16 protein-coding genes and 1 pseudogene are annotated in these 16,033 nt (G+C 75.4%); 15 read left to right on the forward strand and 2 right to left on the reverse strand.

The features are described 5' to 3' along the window. The first annotated feature begins 30 nt into the window (after nt 1-30). The 11 genes from OIE12_RS29400 to OIE12_RS29450 all read left to right on the forward strand — a co-directional run bounded on the left by OIE12_RS29400 (nt 31) and on the right by OIE12_RS29450 (nt 10,426). On the forward strand, nt 31-1,026 hold the full coding sequence (locus OIE12_RS29400) for a hypothetical protein (RefSeq protein WP_329140505.1): 996 nt from the start codon (nt 31-33) through the stop codon (nt 1,024-1,026). A gap of 103 nt (nt 1,027-1,129) precedes the next feature. Further along, nucleotides 1,130-1,840 (forward strand): hypothetical protein, encoded by a 711-nt coding sequence (locus OIE12_RS29405; RefSeq protein ID WP_329140507.1) that lies wholly within the window; start codon nt 1,130-1,132, stop codon nt 1,838-1,840. A 155-nt stretch (nt 1,841-1,995) separates the two neighbouring features. Next, nucleotides 1,996-3,057, forward strand: coding sequence for an ABC transporter substrate-binding protein (locus OIE12_RS29410; protein ID WP_329140509.1), 1,062 nt, complete (start codon nt 1,996-1,998; stop codon nt 3,055-3,057). 2 nt (nt 3,058-3,059) lie between these two features. Beyond that, nucleotides 3,060-4,151, forward strand: a complete 1,092-nt coding sequence (locus OIE12_RS29415) for a FecCD family ABC transporter permease (RefSeq protein WP_443053955.1) — start codon at nt 3,060-3,062, stop codon at nt 4,149-4,151. Beyond that, a complete protein-coding gene (locus OIE12_RS29420) occupies nt 4,148-5,011 on the forward strand; it encodes an ABC transporter ATP-binding protein (RefSeq protein ID WP_329140511.1) in 864 nt (287 codons plus the stop codon). The genes OIE12_RS29415 and OIE12_RS29420 overlap by 4 nt, the downstream gene beginning before the upstream one ends. A gap of 36 nt (nt 5,012-5,047) precedes the next feature. Beyond that, nucleotides 5,048-5,827 (forward strand): hypothetical protein, encoded by a 780-nt coding sequence (locus OIE12_RS29425; RefSeq protein ID WP_329140513.1) that lies wholly within the window; start codon nt 5,048-5,050, stop codon nt 5,825-5,827. Nucleotides 5,828-5,977: 150 nt separating this feature from the next. After that, complete coding sequence (locus OIE12_RS29430) at nt 5,978-6,589, forward strand: sigma-70 family RNA polymerase sigma factor (RefSeq protein WP_329140515.1); 612 nt, start codon at nt 5,978-5,980, stop codon at nt 6,587-6,589. Between the two features lie 102 nt (nt 6,590-6,691). Continuing rightward, nucleotides 6,692-6,949 (forward strand): hypothetical protein, encoded by a 258-nt coding sequence (locus OIE12_RS29435; RefSeq protein WP_329140517.1) that lies wholly within the window; start codon nt 6,692-6,694, stop codon nt 6,947-6,949. Further along, on the forward strand, nt 6,949-9,252 hold the full coding sequence (locus tag OIE12_RS29440) for a heavy metal translocating P-type ATPase (RefSeq protein ID WP_329140519.1): 2,304 nt from the start codon (nt 6,949-6,951) through the stop codon (nt 9,250-9,252). Before OIE12_RS29435 ends, OIE12_RS29440 begins: the two co-directional genes overlap by 1 nt. 95 nt (nt 9,253-9,347) lie before the next feature. After that, complete coding sequence (locus OIE12_RS29445; protein WP_329140521.1) at nt 9,348-9,863, forward strand: copper chaperone PCu(A)C; 516 nt, start codon at nt 9,348-9,350, stop codon at nt 9,861-9,863. Between the two features lie 110 nt (nt 9,864-9,973). After that, the gene (locus OIE12_RS29450; RefSeq protein WP_329140523.1) at nt 9,974-10,426 is read left to right on the forward strand and encodes an SPW repeat protein; all 453 of its coding nucleotides are present in this window, start codon (nt 9,974-9,976) and stop codon (nt 10,424-10,426) included. Between the two features lie 101 nt (nt 10,427-10,527). On the opposite strand, the pseudogene OIE12_RS29455 reads toward OIE12_RS29450, so the two are convergent. Together OIE12_RS29455 and OIE12_RS29460 are read right to left on the reverse strand one after the other, a co-directional pair. Continuing rightward, a pseudogene (locus tag OIE12_RS29455) lies at nt 10,528-10,797 on the reverse strand (SCO5389 family protein); the annotation flags it as partial. Nucleotides 10,798-10,877: 80 nt separating this feature from the next. Further along, nucleotides 10,878-11,837: an ATP-binding protein gene (locus tag OIE12_RS29460; RefSeq protein ID WP_329140524.1), complete on the reverse strand. Its 960-nt coding sequence runs from the start codon at nt 11,835-11,837 to the stop codon at nt 10,878-10,880. A gap of 220 nt (nt 11,838-12,057) precedes the next feature. Between OIE12_RS29460 and OIE12_RS29465 the strand changes: the two genes are divergently transcribed. The 4 genes from OIE12_RS29465 to OIE12_RS29480 all read left to right on the forward strand — a co-directional run bounded on the left by OIE12_RS29465 (nt 12,058) and on the right by OIE12_RS29480 (nt 16,032). Next, the gene (locus OIE12_RS29465; protein WP_329140526.1) at nt 12,058-12,480 is read left to right on the forward strand and encodes a PPOX class F420-dependent oxidoreductase; all 423 of its coding nucleotides are present in this window, start codon (nt 12,058-12,060) and stop codon (nt 12,478-12,480) included. A gap of 117 nt (nt 12,481-12,597) precedes the next feature. Continuing rightward, nucleotides 12,598-12,759, forward strand: a complete 162-nt coding sequence (fxsA, locus tag OIE12_RS29470; protein WP_063738112.1) for an FxSxx-COOH cyclophane-containing RiPP peptide — start codon at nt 12,598-12,600, stop codon at nt 12,757-12,759. Nucleotides 12,760-12,766: 7 nt separating this feature from the next. Then, nucleotides 12,767-15,187 carry an FxsB family cyclophane-forming radical SAM/SPASM peptide maturase gene (locus OIE12_RS29475; RefSeq protein WP_329140530.1) on the forward strand — a complete coding sequence of 807 codons (2,421 nt, stop codon included), beginning with the start codon at nt 12,767-12,769 and terminating at the stop codon, nt 15,185-15,187. A 185-nt stretch (nt 15,188-15,372) separates the two neighbouring features. After that, nucleotides 15,373-16,032: a TIR-like protein FxsC gene (locus tag OIE12_RS29480; RefSeq protein WP_329140533.1), complete on the forward strand. Its 660-nt coding sequence runs from the start codon at nt 15,373-15,375 to the stop codon at nt 16,030-16,032. Nucleotide 16,033: the final 1 nt, after the last annotated feature.

Raw genomic sequence — 16,033 nt, forward strand, 5'->3', positions numbered from 1 at the left:
GCATGACGAACTGCGGGACGGATGGCGCGGATGGCAGATCGGACGAAATCGGCCGCCGGGGAGACGGCGGCGGAGACTTCGACGGACGACACCTCGGCGGCAGCCGGGGGCCCGACGGGTGCCACGGGCACCGGCGCGGGCGGCGGGCCGGCGGCCTCCGGTCCGCCGCGGGACCCGCGCACGGCGTGGCCCGGCACCGGGGCGGACGACACCACCGACGAGGGCGCGGCCTTCGACGCGCTCACCGGCGCCGGCTCGCGGCCGGACGCCTCGCGAAGCGACAACGGTGGTGAGGGGGAGGCCGGTACACCGGAGGCCGGGGACACCGACTCCGACGCCGCACCCTCCGGCGTCCTGGGCCGCGCCGCCGACGGCGCCACCGTCACCCTGGGCCCGGCCGCGGCCCGGCGGAAGGCGGGCCCGGGTACCGAAGGCGGGAAGGGCGAGCCGGGCGCGGGTGCGCCGGGCGGCGCCGAGACGGATGCCGAGGCACCTGTCGCCGCGGGGCCGGGCGCCCTGGGGCGGCCCGCGTCCCCGGCCGCCGGCGGTGCGGGCGGCGGGTCGGCGGGGTCCGGCGCGGGGTCTGCCGGGTCGGCGGGAGCGGCGACCGGTGGCAAGGACGGCGCCACGTCCGGCGCTCCCGGCGCCGGTGGCGCCAAGAAGGGCGAGGCCGGGCCGGGTCCCGACGGGGCCGCCGTGCCGGCCACCGGCTCGGGGGCCGCCGCGGGCCGTCGTGAGGCGGGCTCGGGGCTCTTCGGCGGGCGGAAGAGGAAGCGGGAGGCCGCCGCGGCGGCCTCCGCCCCGGCTCAGGGGGCCGCTGCCGCAGCCGTCGCCGCGCTCGGCCACCGCAGCGGCCGCCGCCGTCGCGGCGAGCCCCGCCACGCCGGAGGCCCCGGCCGCCGCGGCCGAGGGCGCCGAGGCCCGTGGGGCCGCCGGAGCACGGGGGCGGGGCGCCGCCGACGGCCAGGGAGCCGTCACCGCCGGCGCCGTCGAGCCCTCCGGTTCCGGCCGGACGGGCGGCGGTGACGGCCGGGCCGCTGCCGCCGCTGCCGCGCCCGAGGCCGAGGCGCGCGCCGAGGCGCTGGCCGCGAGCGCCCCCGACGACCCCGGCTCCGGCACCACCGCCGCCGTGCCCACCGGACGCCCGGGCCGCCCCCTGCTGGCCGGCGCCGCCGTCCTCGGTGCCGTCCTCGTCGCCGTACCCGTGCTGCTGGTCAGCCGGGACCGGACGCCGGAGAACCACGACAGCGTCGTCGCCGACCAGGCCGGCACCGTCCTCGGCGAGGACGACGCCGAGGGCGAGGCCGCCCCGTACGCCTCCTCCACCGCCTCGCCCTCGGCCAGTCGGTCCCACTCCGAATCGCCGAAGGTGAAGGCGCACCCGGCGGCCCCGGCGCCCACGTCGAGCCCGGTCTCCTCGCCGACGAGGACGACGTCCTCGAAGACCACCAAGGTCACGACGGAGAAGAAGCAGAGCAAGCCGAAGAAGGCCGCCAAGCCGAGCCTCCCGGCGTACATCAGCGTCTCGGCCACCCGGGTGCTCAAGGCCGGCCAGACCCTCGACGCCAAGCGGGCCCGTCTGCACATGCAGAAGGACGGCAACCTCGTGGTGTACGACGAGAACAACAAGGCCCGCTGGGCCACCATGACGTTCGGCTCGAACTACCAGGCGGTGTTCCAGGCGGACGGCAACCTCGTCGTCTACACCTCGGCCAACCGCCCCGTCTGGGCCAGCAACACCTACGGTCACAACGGATCCGTCCTCAAGATCCAGGAGGACGGCAACGTCGTGATCTACGACAACGGCCGGGCGATCTGGGCCAGCAACACCCAGCACTGACCGCCGGACACCAACCGCCGCACACTGGCCGTCCGTACGGACCCCCACGCCGATCGGGCCGCATGCACCGGGAACTCATCCGGTGCCCACCGCGACTACTGGACCGGGGGTGGCGCCGAGCCACCCGCGCACCGGATCGATCCAGGAGAGTCGCGATGCGTTCTCGTACGGCGTGGGGCACGGCGGCCGCGGTCATGGGCGGCCTGCTCGTGACGGGCTGCGGCGACGGAGGCGGTGCCGGCGGGGCCCAGGGCGCCGCCGCCACCGCCTCCGGCGGGTTCCCGGTCACCGTCACCGACTGCCGGGGAGCGGGAACCACGTTCTCCCGGCCGCCCGGGAAGATCGTCACGAGCAACGCCGCCGGCCTGGAACTGCTGCTCCGCCTCGGCGCCGGCGACAAGGTGATCGGCACCGGCTTCCCGCCGGGGCCCGGCACCCTGCCCGGCGCGCTCGACGCGCGGGGCCGCGAGGTGAAGGTGCTCAGCAGATCGGTGATCCCGAAGGAGAAGCTCCTCGCCTCCGGCGCCGACCTGTACATCGACACCTTCGCCGACATGAGGATGAGCGGCATGGGTGACGCCCCGACCGACGAGGAGTTCCGGGCCGCCGGCATCAAGCACATCTACCTCAAGTCCACCGCCTGCGCGGCGCGGCGCGAGCACGCGGTGACCGACCTGTCCGCCGTGGAGGCCGACATCACCGCGCTCGGCGAGGTCACCGGCGCCCGCGCGAAGGCCGCGGAACTCGTCGACGGGATGAAGACCAGGGTCCGGGCCGTACGGAAGGCCATCGGCGACGTTCCGCGGGACCAGCGGCCCACGTACTTCTTCTTCGACTACGACGCCGGCACCAAGCAGCCCACCGCCCTGTGCAACCGCCAGGTCGCCCACGCGGTCATCACCCTGGCCGGAGCCCGGAACATCTTCGCCGACTGCGACACGACATACAAACAGGTCGGCTGGGAGGACGTCCTCTCCCGTGACCCCGACTGGATCCAGCTCGGCGTGCGCAACCGGGGCGGCCGGGCCGCCACCGAGAAGGGGTTCGACGAGGCACGGAGGTGGCTGGAGACCAACCCCGCCACCAAGGGCCTCAAGGCCGTCAAGGAGGGCCACTTCCTGCGCATCCGCTCCGAGTGGACCACCATCGCCGGGGTGGAGAACGCCGACACCGTCGAGCGGATCGCCCACACCCTGTACCCGTCCAAGGTCGGCTGACGGTGCCCGCTCTCCTCCCGCGCGAGAAGGAGAACACCTCCACCGGCGGCCCGAAGGCGCGGACGCGCGGCCCGCTGCCCACCGGACCCCTGCTCTGCCTCCTCGGCCTCGCCCTGCTCGCGGCCCTCACCGCGGCGGTCTCCTGGGGCTCCACCTCCCTACCGCCCGGGGAGGTGTGGGGCGTGGTGTGGCGCAGGGCGACCGGCGAGGCGCCCAGACCCGGCACGAACGACCTGATCGTCTGGCAACTGCGGCTGCCCCGCGCCCTGTTGGCCGCCCTGGTGGGCGCCGGACTCGGCCTGGTCGGTACCGCCACGCAGGCCCTGGTGCGCAACCCGCTGGCCGATCCGTACTTCCTCGGCGTCTCCCACGGCGCCTCGCTCGGCGCCGTCGCCGCGCTCGTGCTCGGCCTCGGCACCGGCGGCACCCTCGGCCTCGGACTGTCCGGCGCCGCCTTCGCGGGCGCGCTCGCCACCTTCGTCCTCGTCTGGGCGATCGCCCGGCGCGGCGGCGGCTTCCACCCGCTCCGGCTGGTCCTCGCCGGGGTCGCCATCGGCCAGTTCCTGTCCGGGTTCACCAGCTACCTCGTGCTGCGGTCCGGCGACGAACAGCAGACCCACAGCGTGCTGTTCTGGCTCATGGGCAGCCTCGGCGGCGCCACCTGGCCGCTGCTGGCCGCCCCCGCCGTCGCCGTCCCGGCGGTCTGGCTGCTGCTCCAGGCCCGCGCCCGCCGCCTCAACGCGCTGCTGATGGGCGACGAGAGCGCGGCCGGCCTCGGCATCGACGTCGCCCGGCTGCGCCGCGAACTGTTCGCGGTGACCAGCCTGCTCACCGGCGTCCTCGTCGCCGTCTCCGGGGCCATCGGCTTCGTCGCCCTGATGGTCCCGCACGTCTGCCGCCTCGTCGTCGGCGGCGACCACCGCCGGCTGCTCCCGGTCTCGGCGCTGTTCGGCGCGCTGCTCCTCGTCGTGGTCGACCTGGTGTGCCGCACGGCCATGGACACCCAGGAACTGCCGGTCGGCGTCGTCACCTCGCTGCTCGGCGCCCCCACGCTGCTGTATCTGCTCGACCGCCGACTCGGGAGCGCCCGGTGAGACTCGACATCGAGGACCTGCACGTCGCCTACGCCGGCCGTACGGTCGTGGCGGGCGCCCACCTCCTCGCGGCGCCGGGCGAGATCACCGGCCTGGTGGGACCCAACGGCAGCGGCAAGTCGACCGTCCTGCGCACCGTCTACCGCCACCTCAAGCCCGTCGCGGGGCGCGTCCTGCTCGACGGCACCGATCTGCGCACGCTGAGCTCCGCGCGCACCGCCCGGCACATCGCCGCCCTGCCGCAGGAGCGCGGCGGCGACTTCGAGCTGACCGTGCGCGAGGTCGTCGTCATGGGCCGCACCCCCTACAAACGGGCGTTCGCCGGTGACGACGCCGCCGACCACGACCTCGTCACCGGCGCCCTCGCCGACGTCGGCATGGCCGGCCACGCGGACCGCCGCTTCACCGAACTCTCCGGCGGGGAGCGTCAACGGGTGCTGCTGGCCCGCGCGTTCGCCCAGCGCCCCGACGTGCTCGTCCTGGACGAGCCCACCAACCACCTCGACATCCGCCACCAGGTGGAACTCCTCGCCCTGCTGCGCGGCCGGCGCCGTACGACGCTGGTGTCCCTGCACGACCTCAACGCCGCGGCCTCCGTCTGCGACCGGCTGCACGTCCTGCACGAGGGCCACGTGGTGGCCTCCGGGCCACCGCGCGAGGTGCTGCGCCCGGAGCTGCTGGCGGAGGTGTTCGGCGTCCGGGCGACCGTCGTCACGCACCCGCTGACCGACGATCCGCTGATCGCCTTCGACCACCGGCGGCCGGTGGACGAGACGGACGGCCCGCACAGTGGGAGCGGCGAGGGAAACACGGCACCGGGACTCGTACGTCCGGCCGCGACCGGTTCCGCGGGTCGGTGAACCGGGCCCGGGCACCGGGTGTCAGGATGAGGCGAGATGTCTGCCGGCGGGGTACTGCGCGCACTGCGGGCCGCGATGTTCGCGGCCGTGTGCGTCGTGCTCGCCGCCGCCGGCCACGTCCTGATGTCCGGCGCGCCGGTGCCCTGGTGGACCCTGGCCGCCGCCACCGCCACGGTCGGCGCCATCGGCTGGGCCTTCGGGGCCAGGGAGCGCCGCCGGACCGCGGTGGCCGGGCTCACCGTCGCCGTCCAGACGGCTCTGCACGTCTGCTTCACGCTCGCGCAGTCCGTACGGCAGCCGTCGGGCGGCGCACCGGACGCCACGGCCTCGGTCCGGCAGTGGGCCGCCCAGCTGCTCTGCGGCGGCGACGCCGGCTCCGCGGCGGCGGCCCGGGCGTACGACGTCGCCGTGCACGCCGGACTCGCCCCGCGGGTACCGGACGCCCACGCCGGACACGTACCCGGCATGGGCGCCATGCCGTCCATGCCGGGGATGCCCGGCATGGACGCCGCCGGCTCGCACACCATGGCGCACGCGACCGGTACGGCCTCCTGGGGCATGCTCGCCGCCCACCTCCTGGCCGCCCTGCTGTGCGGACTGTGGCTCGCGCAGGGCGAGCACGCGGCCTTCGCGCTGGCCCGCGCCTGCGCCGACCGCGCCTTCGTGCCGCTGCGGCTCGTCCTCGCGGTCCTCCTGCCGCCCGAACCGCCGCCGGTGGCGCGGCGGTTCCGTGAGCGGGCGCACCGGCCGCGGCAGCGGCTCCTCGTCCACGCCGTCACCACCCGGGGCCCACCCGGGGCGATCGCTGTCCTCTGACAGCCGGATTCCCCACGCCGTGCGCACGCGCGGCGCGGGCCGTCGTCCGCGCGTCCGCGTGGACGAGATCTCCCACCCGTGCGGGCCGCCCCCGGCCCCCCGCGGCCCTTCGGCGCGGCCGCACGGGACCCGAGTAAGGACCCAGGAACCATGAGTTCTGCCCTGCCCGCGGTGACCGACGAGACGGTCACCGCCTGGGCGCTCGCCGCCGCCGGCGGCGACAGCGAAGCGGTCGACCGCTTCGTGCGCGCCCTCCAGCACGACGTACGCCGCTACGTGGCCCACCTCGCCCACGACCCCCAGGCGGCCGACGACCTCACCCAGGACACGTTCCTGCGGGCGCTGACCGCGCTGCACCGCTTTGAGGGCCGCTCCTCGGCCCGGGTCTGGCTGCTGTCGATCGCCCGCCGGGCCGTCGCCGACAGCCTGCGCCGCGCCGCCGCCCGGCCCCGCAAGGCCGACACAGCCGACTGGCAGCTCGCCGCCGAACGCGCCCAGCCGCTCGGCCTGCCGGGCTTCGAGGAGGGCGTCGCCCTGAGGGACCTCCTGGCCGCGCTGCCCGGCGACCGGCGCGAGGCGTTCGTCCTCACCCAGCTGCTCGGCCTGCCCTACGAGGAGGCCGCCGAGGCCGGCGGCTGCCCGGTCGGCACCGTGCGCTCCCGGGTCTCCCGGGCCCGGGGCGCGCTGACCCGGATGCTGGACGACGAGCCCGGCACCGCGGGACCGGCGGCGCCCGCGCAGGGGGCACTCGTGATGACGTAGGTCACACCGGCCCCGGGGAACCCGGCCGTCCGCCGCCCCGACTCCTGTTCCGGTACGGCTCCCTCCGGACGGCGCCGTACGAGGTGTTGGGAGTCGTATCAGATGGCACAGACCCGCCGACCCGCCCCCGCGGCGGGTCCTTCCCTCCGCCGGGCGCTGCCCCCGCCGGCCCTGTGCGGATTCCTTCTGCTGCTGGTCGTGGCGTTCGCCGCGGCCTACGCGGTGGGAACCGGCGCGGGGCCGGTCGCGCCCGGCATGCACGGCACCCAGGTGACCCGGGACGGCGGCGGGGGAGACGGCGGCGGCACGGACTCCGGCGGGATGGAGATGGGGGACATGGGAGAGGGAGGCGGTCACTGATGGCAGCCGAGCCCGTCACCGGACCGGCCGCCGTGGAGGTCGTGACCGACCTCCTCGTCGGCGGGATGACCTGCGGGGCGTGCGTCCAGCGCGTCGAGAAGAAGCTCGGCCGGCTGGACGGGGTCACCGCGGCCGTCAACCTGGCCACCGGCCGGGCCCGGGTACGGCATCCCTCCGGCGTCGGCCCGCAGGAGCTGATCGCCACCGTCGAGCGCGCGGGGTACACGGCCGCGCTCCCCGCACCGCCGGTCCGGCGGAGGCAGGCGGACGGGGAGGACGGGGCCGGGGAACTGCGGCGGGAGCGCGACCGGCTGGTGGTCACGGTGCTGCTCGCCCTGCCGGTCATGGTCCTCTCGATGGTGCCCGCGCTGCAGTTCCGCAACTGGCAGTGGCTGTGCTTCGTGCTCGCCGCGCCCGTCGTCGTCTGGGGCGCCCGGCCGTTCCACGTCCGGGCGGCCCGGGGGCTGCGGCACGCGGCGGCGACCATGGACACGCTCGTCTCGCTCGGCGTCCTGGCCTCCTTCGCCTGGTCCTGCTACGCCCTCTTCCTGGGCGGCGCGGGCGACCCCGGCATGCGGATGCCGTTCAGCCTCGTACCGTCCGCGACCGACGGCGTCGCCCCGATGTACCTCGAAGTGGCCGTCGGAGTACCGCTGTTCGTGCTCGTCGGCCGGTTCCTGGAGGCCCGGGCGCGGCGGGGGACCGGTGCGGCCCTGCGCTCGCTGGCCCGGCTCGCCGCCAAGGAGGTGTCCGTACGCGAGGACGGGCGCGAACGCCTGATTCCCATCGAGGAGTTGCGCGTCGGGCAGGTCTTCGTCGTACGGCCCGGGGAGCGGCCGGCCACCGACGGGGTGGTCGTGGAGGGCAACTCGGCGCTCGACCTCTCCCTGGTCACCGGGGAGAGCGAACCGGTGGAGGTGGGCCCCGGCGCCCCGGTGACCGGCGGCGCCGTGAACGCCGGAGGACTGCTCCTGGTACGGGCCACGGCCGTCGGCGCCGACACCCAACTGGCCCGGATCACCGCGCTGGTCACCGAGGCACAGGCGGGCAAGGCACGCGCCCAGCGGCTCGCGGACAAGGTCGCCGGGGTCTTCGTCCCGGTCGTCCTCGTCCTCGCCGTCACGGTGCTCGGGTTCTGGCTCGGCGCCGGGGCCGAGCCGCAGGCCGCGCTCACCGCCTGCGTGGCCGTGCTGGTCGTGGCGTGCCCGTGCGCGCTGGGCCTGGCGACGCCGACCGCGCTGATGGCCGCCACCGGCCGGGGCGCCCAGCTCGGCGTCCTGGTCAACGGGCCCCGGGCGCTGGAGAGCCTGCGGCACCTGGACGCCGTGGTGCTCGACAAGACCGGCACACTCACCTCCGGTCACATGAGCGTCGCCCGGGTCACCACGGTGCCGGGCGCAGTGGACGAGGAGACGGCCGTACGGCTGGCGGCGGCGGTCGAGCAGGGCTCGGAACACCCGCTGGGCCGCGCGGTGGTGGCGTACGCACGGCGTACCGCGCCCGGGCGCGGACTCCCCGCCGTCGAGGGCTTCGAGGCCCTGCCGGGGCGGGGCGTGCGCGGACGGGTGGAGGGCAGGCTTGTCGAGGTCGGCGCGCCGGACGACGAACTGCCCGACGCCCTCGCCGAGGCCCTGACGACCGCCGGGACGGGCGGCGCCCGTACCCCGGTCGTGGTCCGCGTCGACGGCACGGTCGCGGCGCTCCTCCAGATCGGCGACGTACTGCGGCCGGGCAGCTACCGGGCCGTGGAGCGGCTGCGGCAGCTCGGGGTGCGTCCGGTTCTCGCCACCGGCGACCGTGCGGAACCGGCCCGCGCCGTTGCCGGGGAGCTGCGCATCGAGGAGGTGCACGCGCGCTGCTCGCCCGAGGACAAGGCCGCGCTCGTACGGCGGTTGCGGGAGCAGGGGTACCGGGTCGCGGTCGTCGGCGACGGCGTCAACGACTCGGCCGCCCTGGCCGGGGCCGACCTCGGCATCGCCATGGGCACCGGAGCCGATGTGGCGATCGGTGCCGCCGACGTCACGCTCGTCCGCGGTGACATCGAGGCCCTCGCCGACGCCGTACGGCTGGCCCGCGCCACGCTCGGCACCGTCCGCGCCAATCTGCTCTGGGCGTTCGGCTACAACCTGGTGACCGTGCCGCCGGCCATGGTCGGCCTGCTCAACCCCATGCTCGCCGCGGCGGCGATGTCCGTCAGCTCGCTGCTCGTGGTCGGCAACAGCCTGCGGCTGCGCGCCTGGCAGCCGGCACCGGCCGGCCGGCGGCGTACGGCGTCCGCGCCCCGCGCCCGGGCGGCGCTGTGACGCCGGGGGCGGCCCCCGCCGCCCGCGCCCGGACCGGGACCGCCCGTACCCGAACCCAAGGCGCCGCCGTCGCCGACGCCGCGAAGGAAGCGCCGATGACCCCGCACCCCTGGCGCCCCACCCGCCGGCGTCTGAAGGACACCGTCCTGGCCGGTCTCGCCCCCGTCTGCGCCGCCGTCCTCGCGCTCGGCGGTCTCGCCGCGTGGACCGCCTCGGGCAGGGCGGGCAGCCCCGCCCGGATCGCCGTCGCCGACGCCCGCCTCTACCTCCCCGCCCCGGACGCCGTGGAGACCGCCGCCTTCTTCCGCCTCACCAACTCGGGCGGCGCACCGGACACGTTGCTCGCGGTGACGTCGTCCGCCGTGGGCCGGGAGATCACCCTGAGCCGCCACCGGATGACCGACGGGAACGCGGCCTACCGGCAGCTCGCCGGCTCCCTGCCGGTGCCCGCGGGCGGCACCGTCGACATGTCACCCCTCACCAGTGATGTGACCGTGCCCGCCTCGCCGCGCTGGCGCACCGGCGATCTCGTCCCCTTCGTCCTGCGCTTCGAGCACAGCGGGCCGGTCGAGACGCTGGCGGTGGTGGTCCGTCCGGGAGCGGCCGAGTGAGGCCGATTGGCCCCGGTACGCCGTGGATGTGGCGTACCTCACTCGGAATTTCCCATATTTGCCTTGTGCCATGGTTCAGCCCGGCGAGGAGGGTTACGCAAGGGGGCGAGATGTCCCCGATTGGGAAGGGGGTGGCCGTCGTGGCCACTCACTCGCAGATCGAACAGCACCCGGACCTTCTCGCACTGCGAGCCCGCTACGCCGAGGTGTCGGCCCGGCCGTCCGCGCAGGCCGCCGAGGGACTGAGCCTGCTGACCGGCCTGTACCTGGCGATCTCGCCGTGGGTGGTGGGATTCAACGGCAACCCGCTGGGCGTCAGCAACCTGGTGACCGGTATCGCCCTGGCGATCCTGGCGCTGGGCTTCGGCAGCGCCTATGAGCGGACCTTCGGCATGGGCTGGGTCGCCGCCGCGATCGGCGCCTGGGCGATCATCAGCCCCTGGGTCGTGCAGAACGCGGCGGCCACGACCGGCACGGTCGTCAGCAACGTCATCACCGGTGGCGTCGCGGTCGTGCTGGGGCTGACGACGACGGCGATGGGAGCGGCCAAGGGCCGCGCCTGACCCGGCCGGTCACCGGGACCGGCCCGTCGCCGCCGCCGCGAGCGGCAAGGGTGTGGGGGCCGGGCGCCGTGCGCGCCCGGCCCCCACGCGTGTGTTCAGGACGCCAGGACGATCCCGAAGTGCCGCTCCAGGCTGCCGCGGATCGCGTCGCTGGACAGCGCGCGCCGCAACTGGCCGCGCTCCGCCTCCGACGGGGGAGGGGTGACGGCTTCGGCGAACTCGGCGGTGCCGGACCGCAGTTCGGCCGCGAGCCCGGCGACGACCTGGTAGGCGTAGGGCAGTGACGCGCGGACGGCCGCCACGACGTCCGCGTCGCGGACCCCGCCCGCCTCGGCCTCGGCGAGCGGCTGCGGGAGGACGTCGAGCGTCATGGGGTGTCCTGTCTGTTCCGTGGCGGGAAGCGGCGGGAAGCGGCGGGGAGCGGCGGGAAGTCGCGGAAGGGGGGCGGCGGTCAGCGGGCGGCCCGGAGCGCGGCCGGTCCGTGCCGGAAGGAGGGGTCGACCTGGGCCGCCAGATCCGTACCGGTGGCCCGGTCGCCCCACGCGGCGGCGTTGCGCAGATGGAACTCGACGGCGTGCCGCTGGAAGGTCTCCCAGTCCTTGGGACGCGCGTCCACCGCCCCGCGCAGTGCGTCGAGGGCACCCAACAGGGCCGGTTCGGGTCCGTCGTGCGGACGGCCCTGCTCCTGGGCACGGACATGGGCGGAGTGCGGGCAGTACGCCAGCAGGTCGTCGCCGACGTGACGCTTGAGGAAGAGCAGGTCGTCCTCGCCGGCCACCTTGTTGCCGACGACCCCGACCGGGACGCCGAACTCGGCGGCGTGCTCGCGGTACTGACGCAGTACCGAGACGCTCTTGCGGGTGGGCTCGACGACCAGGAACGTCATGTCGAACCGGGTGAACAGCCCGGAGGCGAAGGCGTCCGCACCGGCCGTCATGTCGACGACGACGTACTCGCCGGGGCCGTCCACGAGGTGGTTGAGGTACAGCTCGACCGCGCCCAGTTTGGAGTGGTAGCACGCCACCCCGAGGTCCTCCTCGGCGAAGGCGCCGGTCACCATCAGCGGCACCCCGGCCACCTCGCGGACGTGCCGGGCGTGGATCTCGTCGTCGCCGAGCAGCCGCAGCAGCCGGGAGCCGTGGCCCGGGGGAGTGGTCTTCAGCATGGTCTCGCGGGAGGCGATCCGCGGGTTGCTCCCGCGCAGGAAGTCCTTGATCTCGCCGGTCCGCGCACTGAGCGGCGGGGCGCCGAAGGACTCCTCCTCGGGCAGGCCGAGGGCGTGGGCCAGGTGCTGGTTGATGTCACCGTCGAGGGCGAGGACCGGCGCGCCGGAGCGGGCCAGCCGGCCGGCGAAGAGGGCGGACAGCGTGGTCTTGCCGCTGCCGCCCTTGCCGACGAACGCGACGCGCACTACGAGCCCCCTCCACTGAAACTGAAAACGGCTTTCATGAGGCCATCGTGGTGAGGCCGCGCACCGGGTGTCAAATCGGGGTCGCCCGACTGGCGGAAGGCACCAACTGGGCCACCGCGACGGCCTGTTGCCTTACCGGTGACGGGGATGCGCGCGGTCCACCGCCACATGTGACACGGTGGGTACCGGAGAAGTGGATCAAAGAACAGGGAGGCACCCCATGTCCAAGCCACCGCTTCCGGACGCCGCCGTGGCCATGCTGCGCAAGGCCAATCCGGCCGTCGTCACCACTCTGCGCTCCGACGGCCAGCCGGTCTCCACCGCGACCTGGTACCTGTGGGACGAGGGCCGGGTACTGGTCAACATGGACGAGGGCCGCAAGCGCCTCACCCACCTGCGCAACGACCCCCGGGTCACGCTCACCGTCCTCGACGAGTCCGACTGGTACAGCCACGTCACCCTGATCGGCCGCGTCACCGAGATGCGGGACGACGAGGGCCTGACCGACATCGACCGGCTCTCCCGGCACTACCTCGGCCAGCCGTACGCCGACCGCGACCGCGCCCGCGTCAGCGCGTACATCGAGATCGACCGCTGGCACGGCTGGGGCGGCTTCCGCGACTCGGACCAGGCGGCGACGTGAGCCCCAGGCGTCCCTGACGGGGCGCCAGGGGGTTGGCCGGGGAGTGCCTTGCCGGGCCGGTGGGGGCACGTCACGATGACGTGAGCCACCCGGTGCCCTACGCCCGAGGAGACGCCTGTGGACAGCTACGAGCGCCAGCCCGCGGCCACGAGCGTGGTCGAGGACTTCCAAGACACCCCCCTGGACGAGGTGCCCGAGGCCGCCCTGGACGCGGCCCTGGCCAGGACGGCCCCCGGCGAGGAGGAGCCCGTGGCCGCGTTCCAGTCGTCGCTGCTCTGACCCGGCCGTGACCGCGGCGACGGGCTCCTTCCGCCAGTTCGTGCTCAAGGTGCACAGCCGCTGCGACCTGCGCTGCGACCACTGCTACGTCTACCGCCACGCGGACCGGAGCTGGCGCGGGCGGCCGGTGACCATGTCGGAGGAGACCCTCCGGCTGGCGGCCGCCCGGATCGCCGAGCACGCGGCGGAGCACGGCCTGCGCCGGGTCCACGTCGTCCTGCACGGCGGCGAACCGCTGCTCGCCGGACGGGAGCGGCTGCGCGGCTTCGCCCGCACGCTGCGCTCCGCCCTGGACGGCGTCGCCGCCCTCGACCTGCGGATGCAGACCAACGGCCTGCTCCTGGACGACGCGTTCTGCGCGATGCTCGCCGAGGAGTCCATCGTCACCAGCATCTCCCTCGACGGCGACGAGGCCGCCCACGACCGGCACCGGGTCCGCGCCGACGGCTCCGGCAGCCACCGGGACGTGGTGCGTGCCGTGCGCCGCCTCAACGCCCCCGCCCACCGCGGCGCCTTCGGCGGACTGCTCTGCACGGTCGACGTCGAGAACGACCCGGTGGCCGCCTACCGGGCCCTGGCCGCCCTCGACCCGCCCGCGATCGACTTCCTGCTGCCGCACGCCACCTGGGACCGTCCGCCGCCCCGCCCGCACGGCGCCACCGACCCCGCCGGGGCCACCGGGGCCACCGGGGCCACCGGGGCCACCGAGTACGCGGACTGGCTGATCGCCGTCCACGAGCGGTGGGCCGCCGACGGCCGACCCGTTCCCATCCGGATGTTCGAGTCGATCAGCCGGCTCGCCGACGGCGGCACCAGCCTCACCGAGGCACTCGGGACGGACGACTCCGACCTGCTGGTCCTCGAGACCGACGGCGCCGTCGAACAGGCGGACTGGCTGAAGACCGCCTATCCCGGCGCCCCGGAGACCGGACTGCGCCTGGCCACCCACCGCCTGACCGAGGCCGCCGCCCACCCGGGCATCAAGGCCCGCCGCACCGGCGTCGACGGCCTGAGCGCCGCCTGCCGGTCCTGCCGCGTGGTGTCGGTCTGCGGCGGCGGCCTGTACGGGCACCGCTTCCGCACCGCCAACGGCTTCGACAACCCCAGCGTGTACTGCGCCGACCTCCTCAAGCTCATCGACCACGTGCGCGCCGCCGAACGGAGGCCCACCGGCATGGACCCCGCCCCGGCCAGGAGGGCCGACGCCGGCACCACCGGCAAGCGGCACGGCCTGCCCTGGCCCCGCTTCGACGCCCTGGCCGCGGGCCGGGGCACGGCCGACGACATACGCGAACTGGCCGCCGCACAGGGCAGCCTGCGCACCAGTGCGCTGGCCGCGGGACTGCGGACCGCCCGGCGGCGGCCGGACGCCTCGACGGCCGGCTGGGAGGCCGTCAACGCGCTGCCCGCCGAGGTCCGCCGGCCGCTGCTCGCCGACCCCCATCTGCGGGGGTGGGCCGTGGCCCACGCCGATGTGCTGCGGCCGGCCGGCGGCCGTCCCGCCGAGGCCGCGCTCGCCGCCACCGCACGCGCCGGAGGACGGCTCACCCTCCCCGTGCCACCGCGCCGCTGGCCGGACGGCACCGGCATCCACCTCCCCGGCCTCGGCCGGCTGCTGCTGCCCGACGACCCCGCGCCGGGCACGCCGAGAACGGTGACCGTCGAGACGGCGGACGGCCGGATCGCCGTCGCCGGACACGTCCTCGGGCGGGACCCGCTGCCGGGCGGCATGCGCTGGCAGCCGCTGCGCCGCCTCACCGCCGACGGCCTCCGGGTCGTCCTCGACGACCTGGAGCCGGCCCGCGACTGCTACGGGAAGGGCGGAACCGCGCAACCCCGCCTGACGTACCGCCAGTTCACGCAGTGGCAGGGCCGGTTCGCCGACGCCTGGCGGCTGATCCGCGACGCGTACCCGGCGTACGCCCCCGGGATCGCCGCCGGCCTCACCACGCTGACCCCGCTGGTGCCCCGGCCGAAAGAGGACGTCAGCGCCACGTCGTGGGGAACCTTCGGCGCGATCGGCCTCGCCCTGCCCCGGACCGCCGACGACCTGGCGCTGCTGGTGATCCACGAGTTCCAGCACGCCACCCTGTGGGCGCTGTACGACATGTACGAGCTCCTCGACCCGGCCGACACCAGCCGTATGCCGGTCCCCTGGCGCGCCGGACTACGGCCCCTGCCCCTGGCCCTCCAGGGCGCCTACGCCCACCTGGCCGTCGCCGACGTGTGGCGTCTGCGGGCCCGGCGGGCGGAGGCCGGGGCCGACCGGGACACCGCCGCGGCCCGGCACGCACGGGCCACGGCGGCCACCTGGCGGAACGGGGTGCTGGACGTCACCGGCAGGCTGTTGGACACCGGCGCCCTCTTCCCCGTGGGGGTGCGCCTGGTCCGCGGGCTGCGTGCGGCGGCGATGGCACTCGCACCGTGATCCCGCTCCCCGCGGCGCCGCCGGCCCCGGGCGCACGTGCGCCGCCCGTGCGCCCCCTCGCACAAGCGGAATGCGTCAACCCCTGGCCCCCGGCGGGGATTTCGCGCTCCAATGGTGGATTCAGGGACCGGCCGCACGGTCCGCATCCGTGCGTGCGGCGACGACCGGGGGACGAGGGGCACGCCATGACTGATCCGGCTCCCGAGCCGGCGGGGACGGCCGGCGCGCCGGACCCGTACGTCTTCTTCCTCAGCTACGCCCGGGTGCCCTCCACCGAGGACGGTGCGAAGGCGGAGAACCCGGACGAGGACCTGGTCGCCTTCCACCGCCAGCTGTGCGGCCACATCATGCAGTTGACCGACCACGACGGGGAGCGCCCGCCGGGCTTCCTGGACCGCAGGATGGGCGTCGGCGCCGACTGGGAACGGCGGCTGAAGGAGACGCTCACCGACTGCCAGGTCTTCGTCCCCGTCTACACCAAGCGCTACTTCACCCGTGAGTGGTGCGGGCGGGAGTGGGACGCCTTCGTCCGCCGCCAGGAGGAGCACTCCCGCAGCCGCCCGTACACCGGCAACGCCATCGTCCCCGTGCTCTGGGTCGACCCCCGCCCGCTGACCCTGCCCCGCGTCGCCCGGCGCGTGCAGTACGCGCACCCCGACCTCGGCCAGGAGTACCTCAGGTCGGGGCTGTACGGGCTGCGCGCCAAGGGCTACCACGCCAAGTACCACACGGCGGTGTGGGGCATCGCGCAGACGATCGTCAAGGTGGCCGAGCAGACCCGGCTGGCGCCCTGCGACATCGAACTGTTCAAGGAACTCAGGAACGTCTTCGAGGAGGAACAGTAGG

The sequence above is a fragment of the Streptomyces sp. NBC_00670 genome (genome assembly GCF_036226765.1).
Taxonomy (GTDB): domain Bacteria; phylum Actinomycetota; class Actinomycetes; order Streptomycetales; family Streptomycetaceae; genus Streptomyces.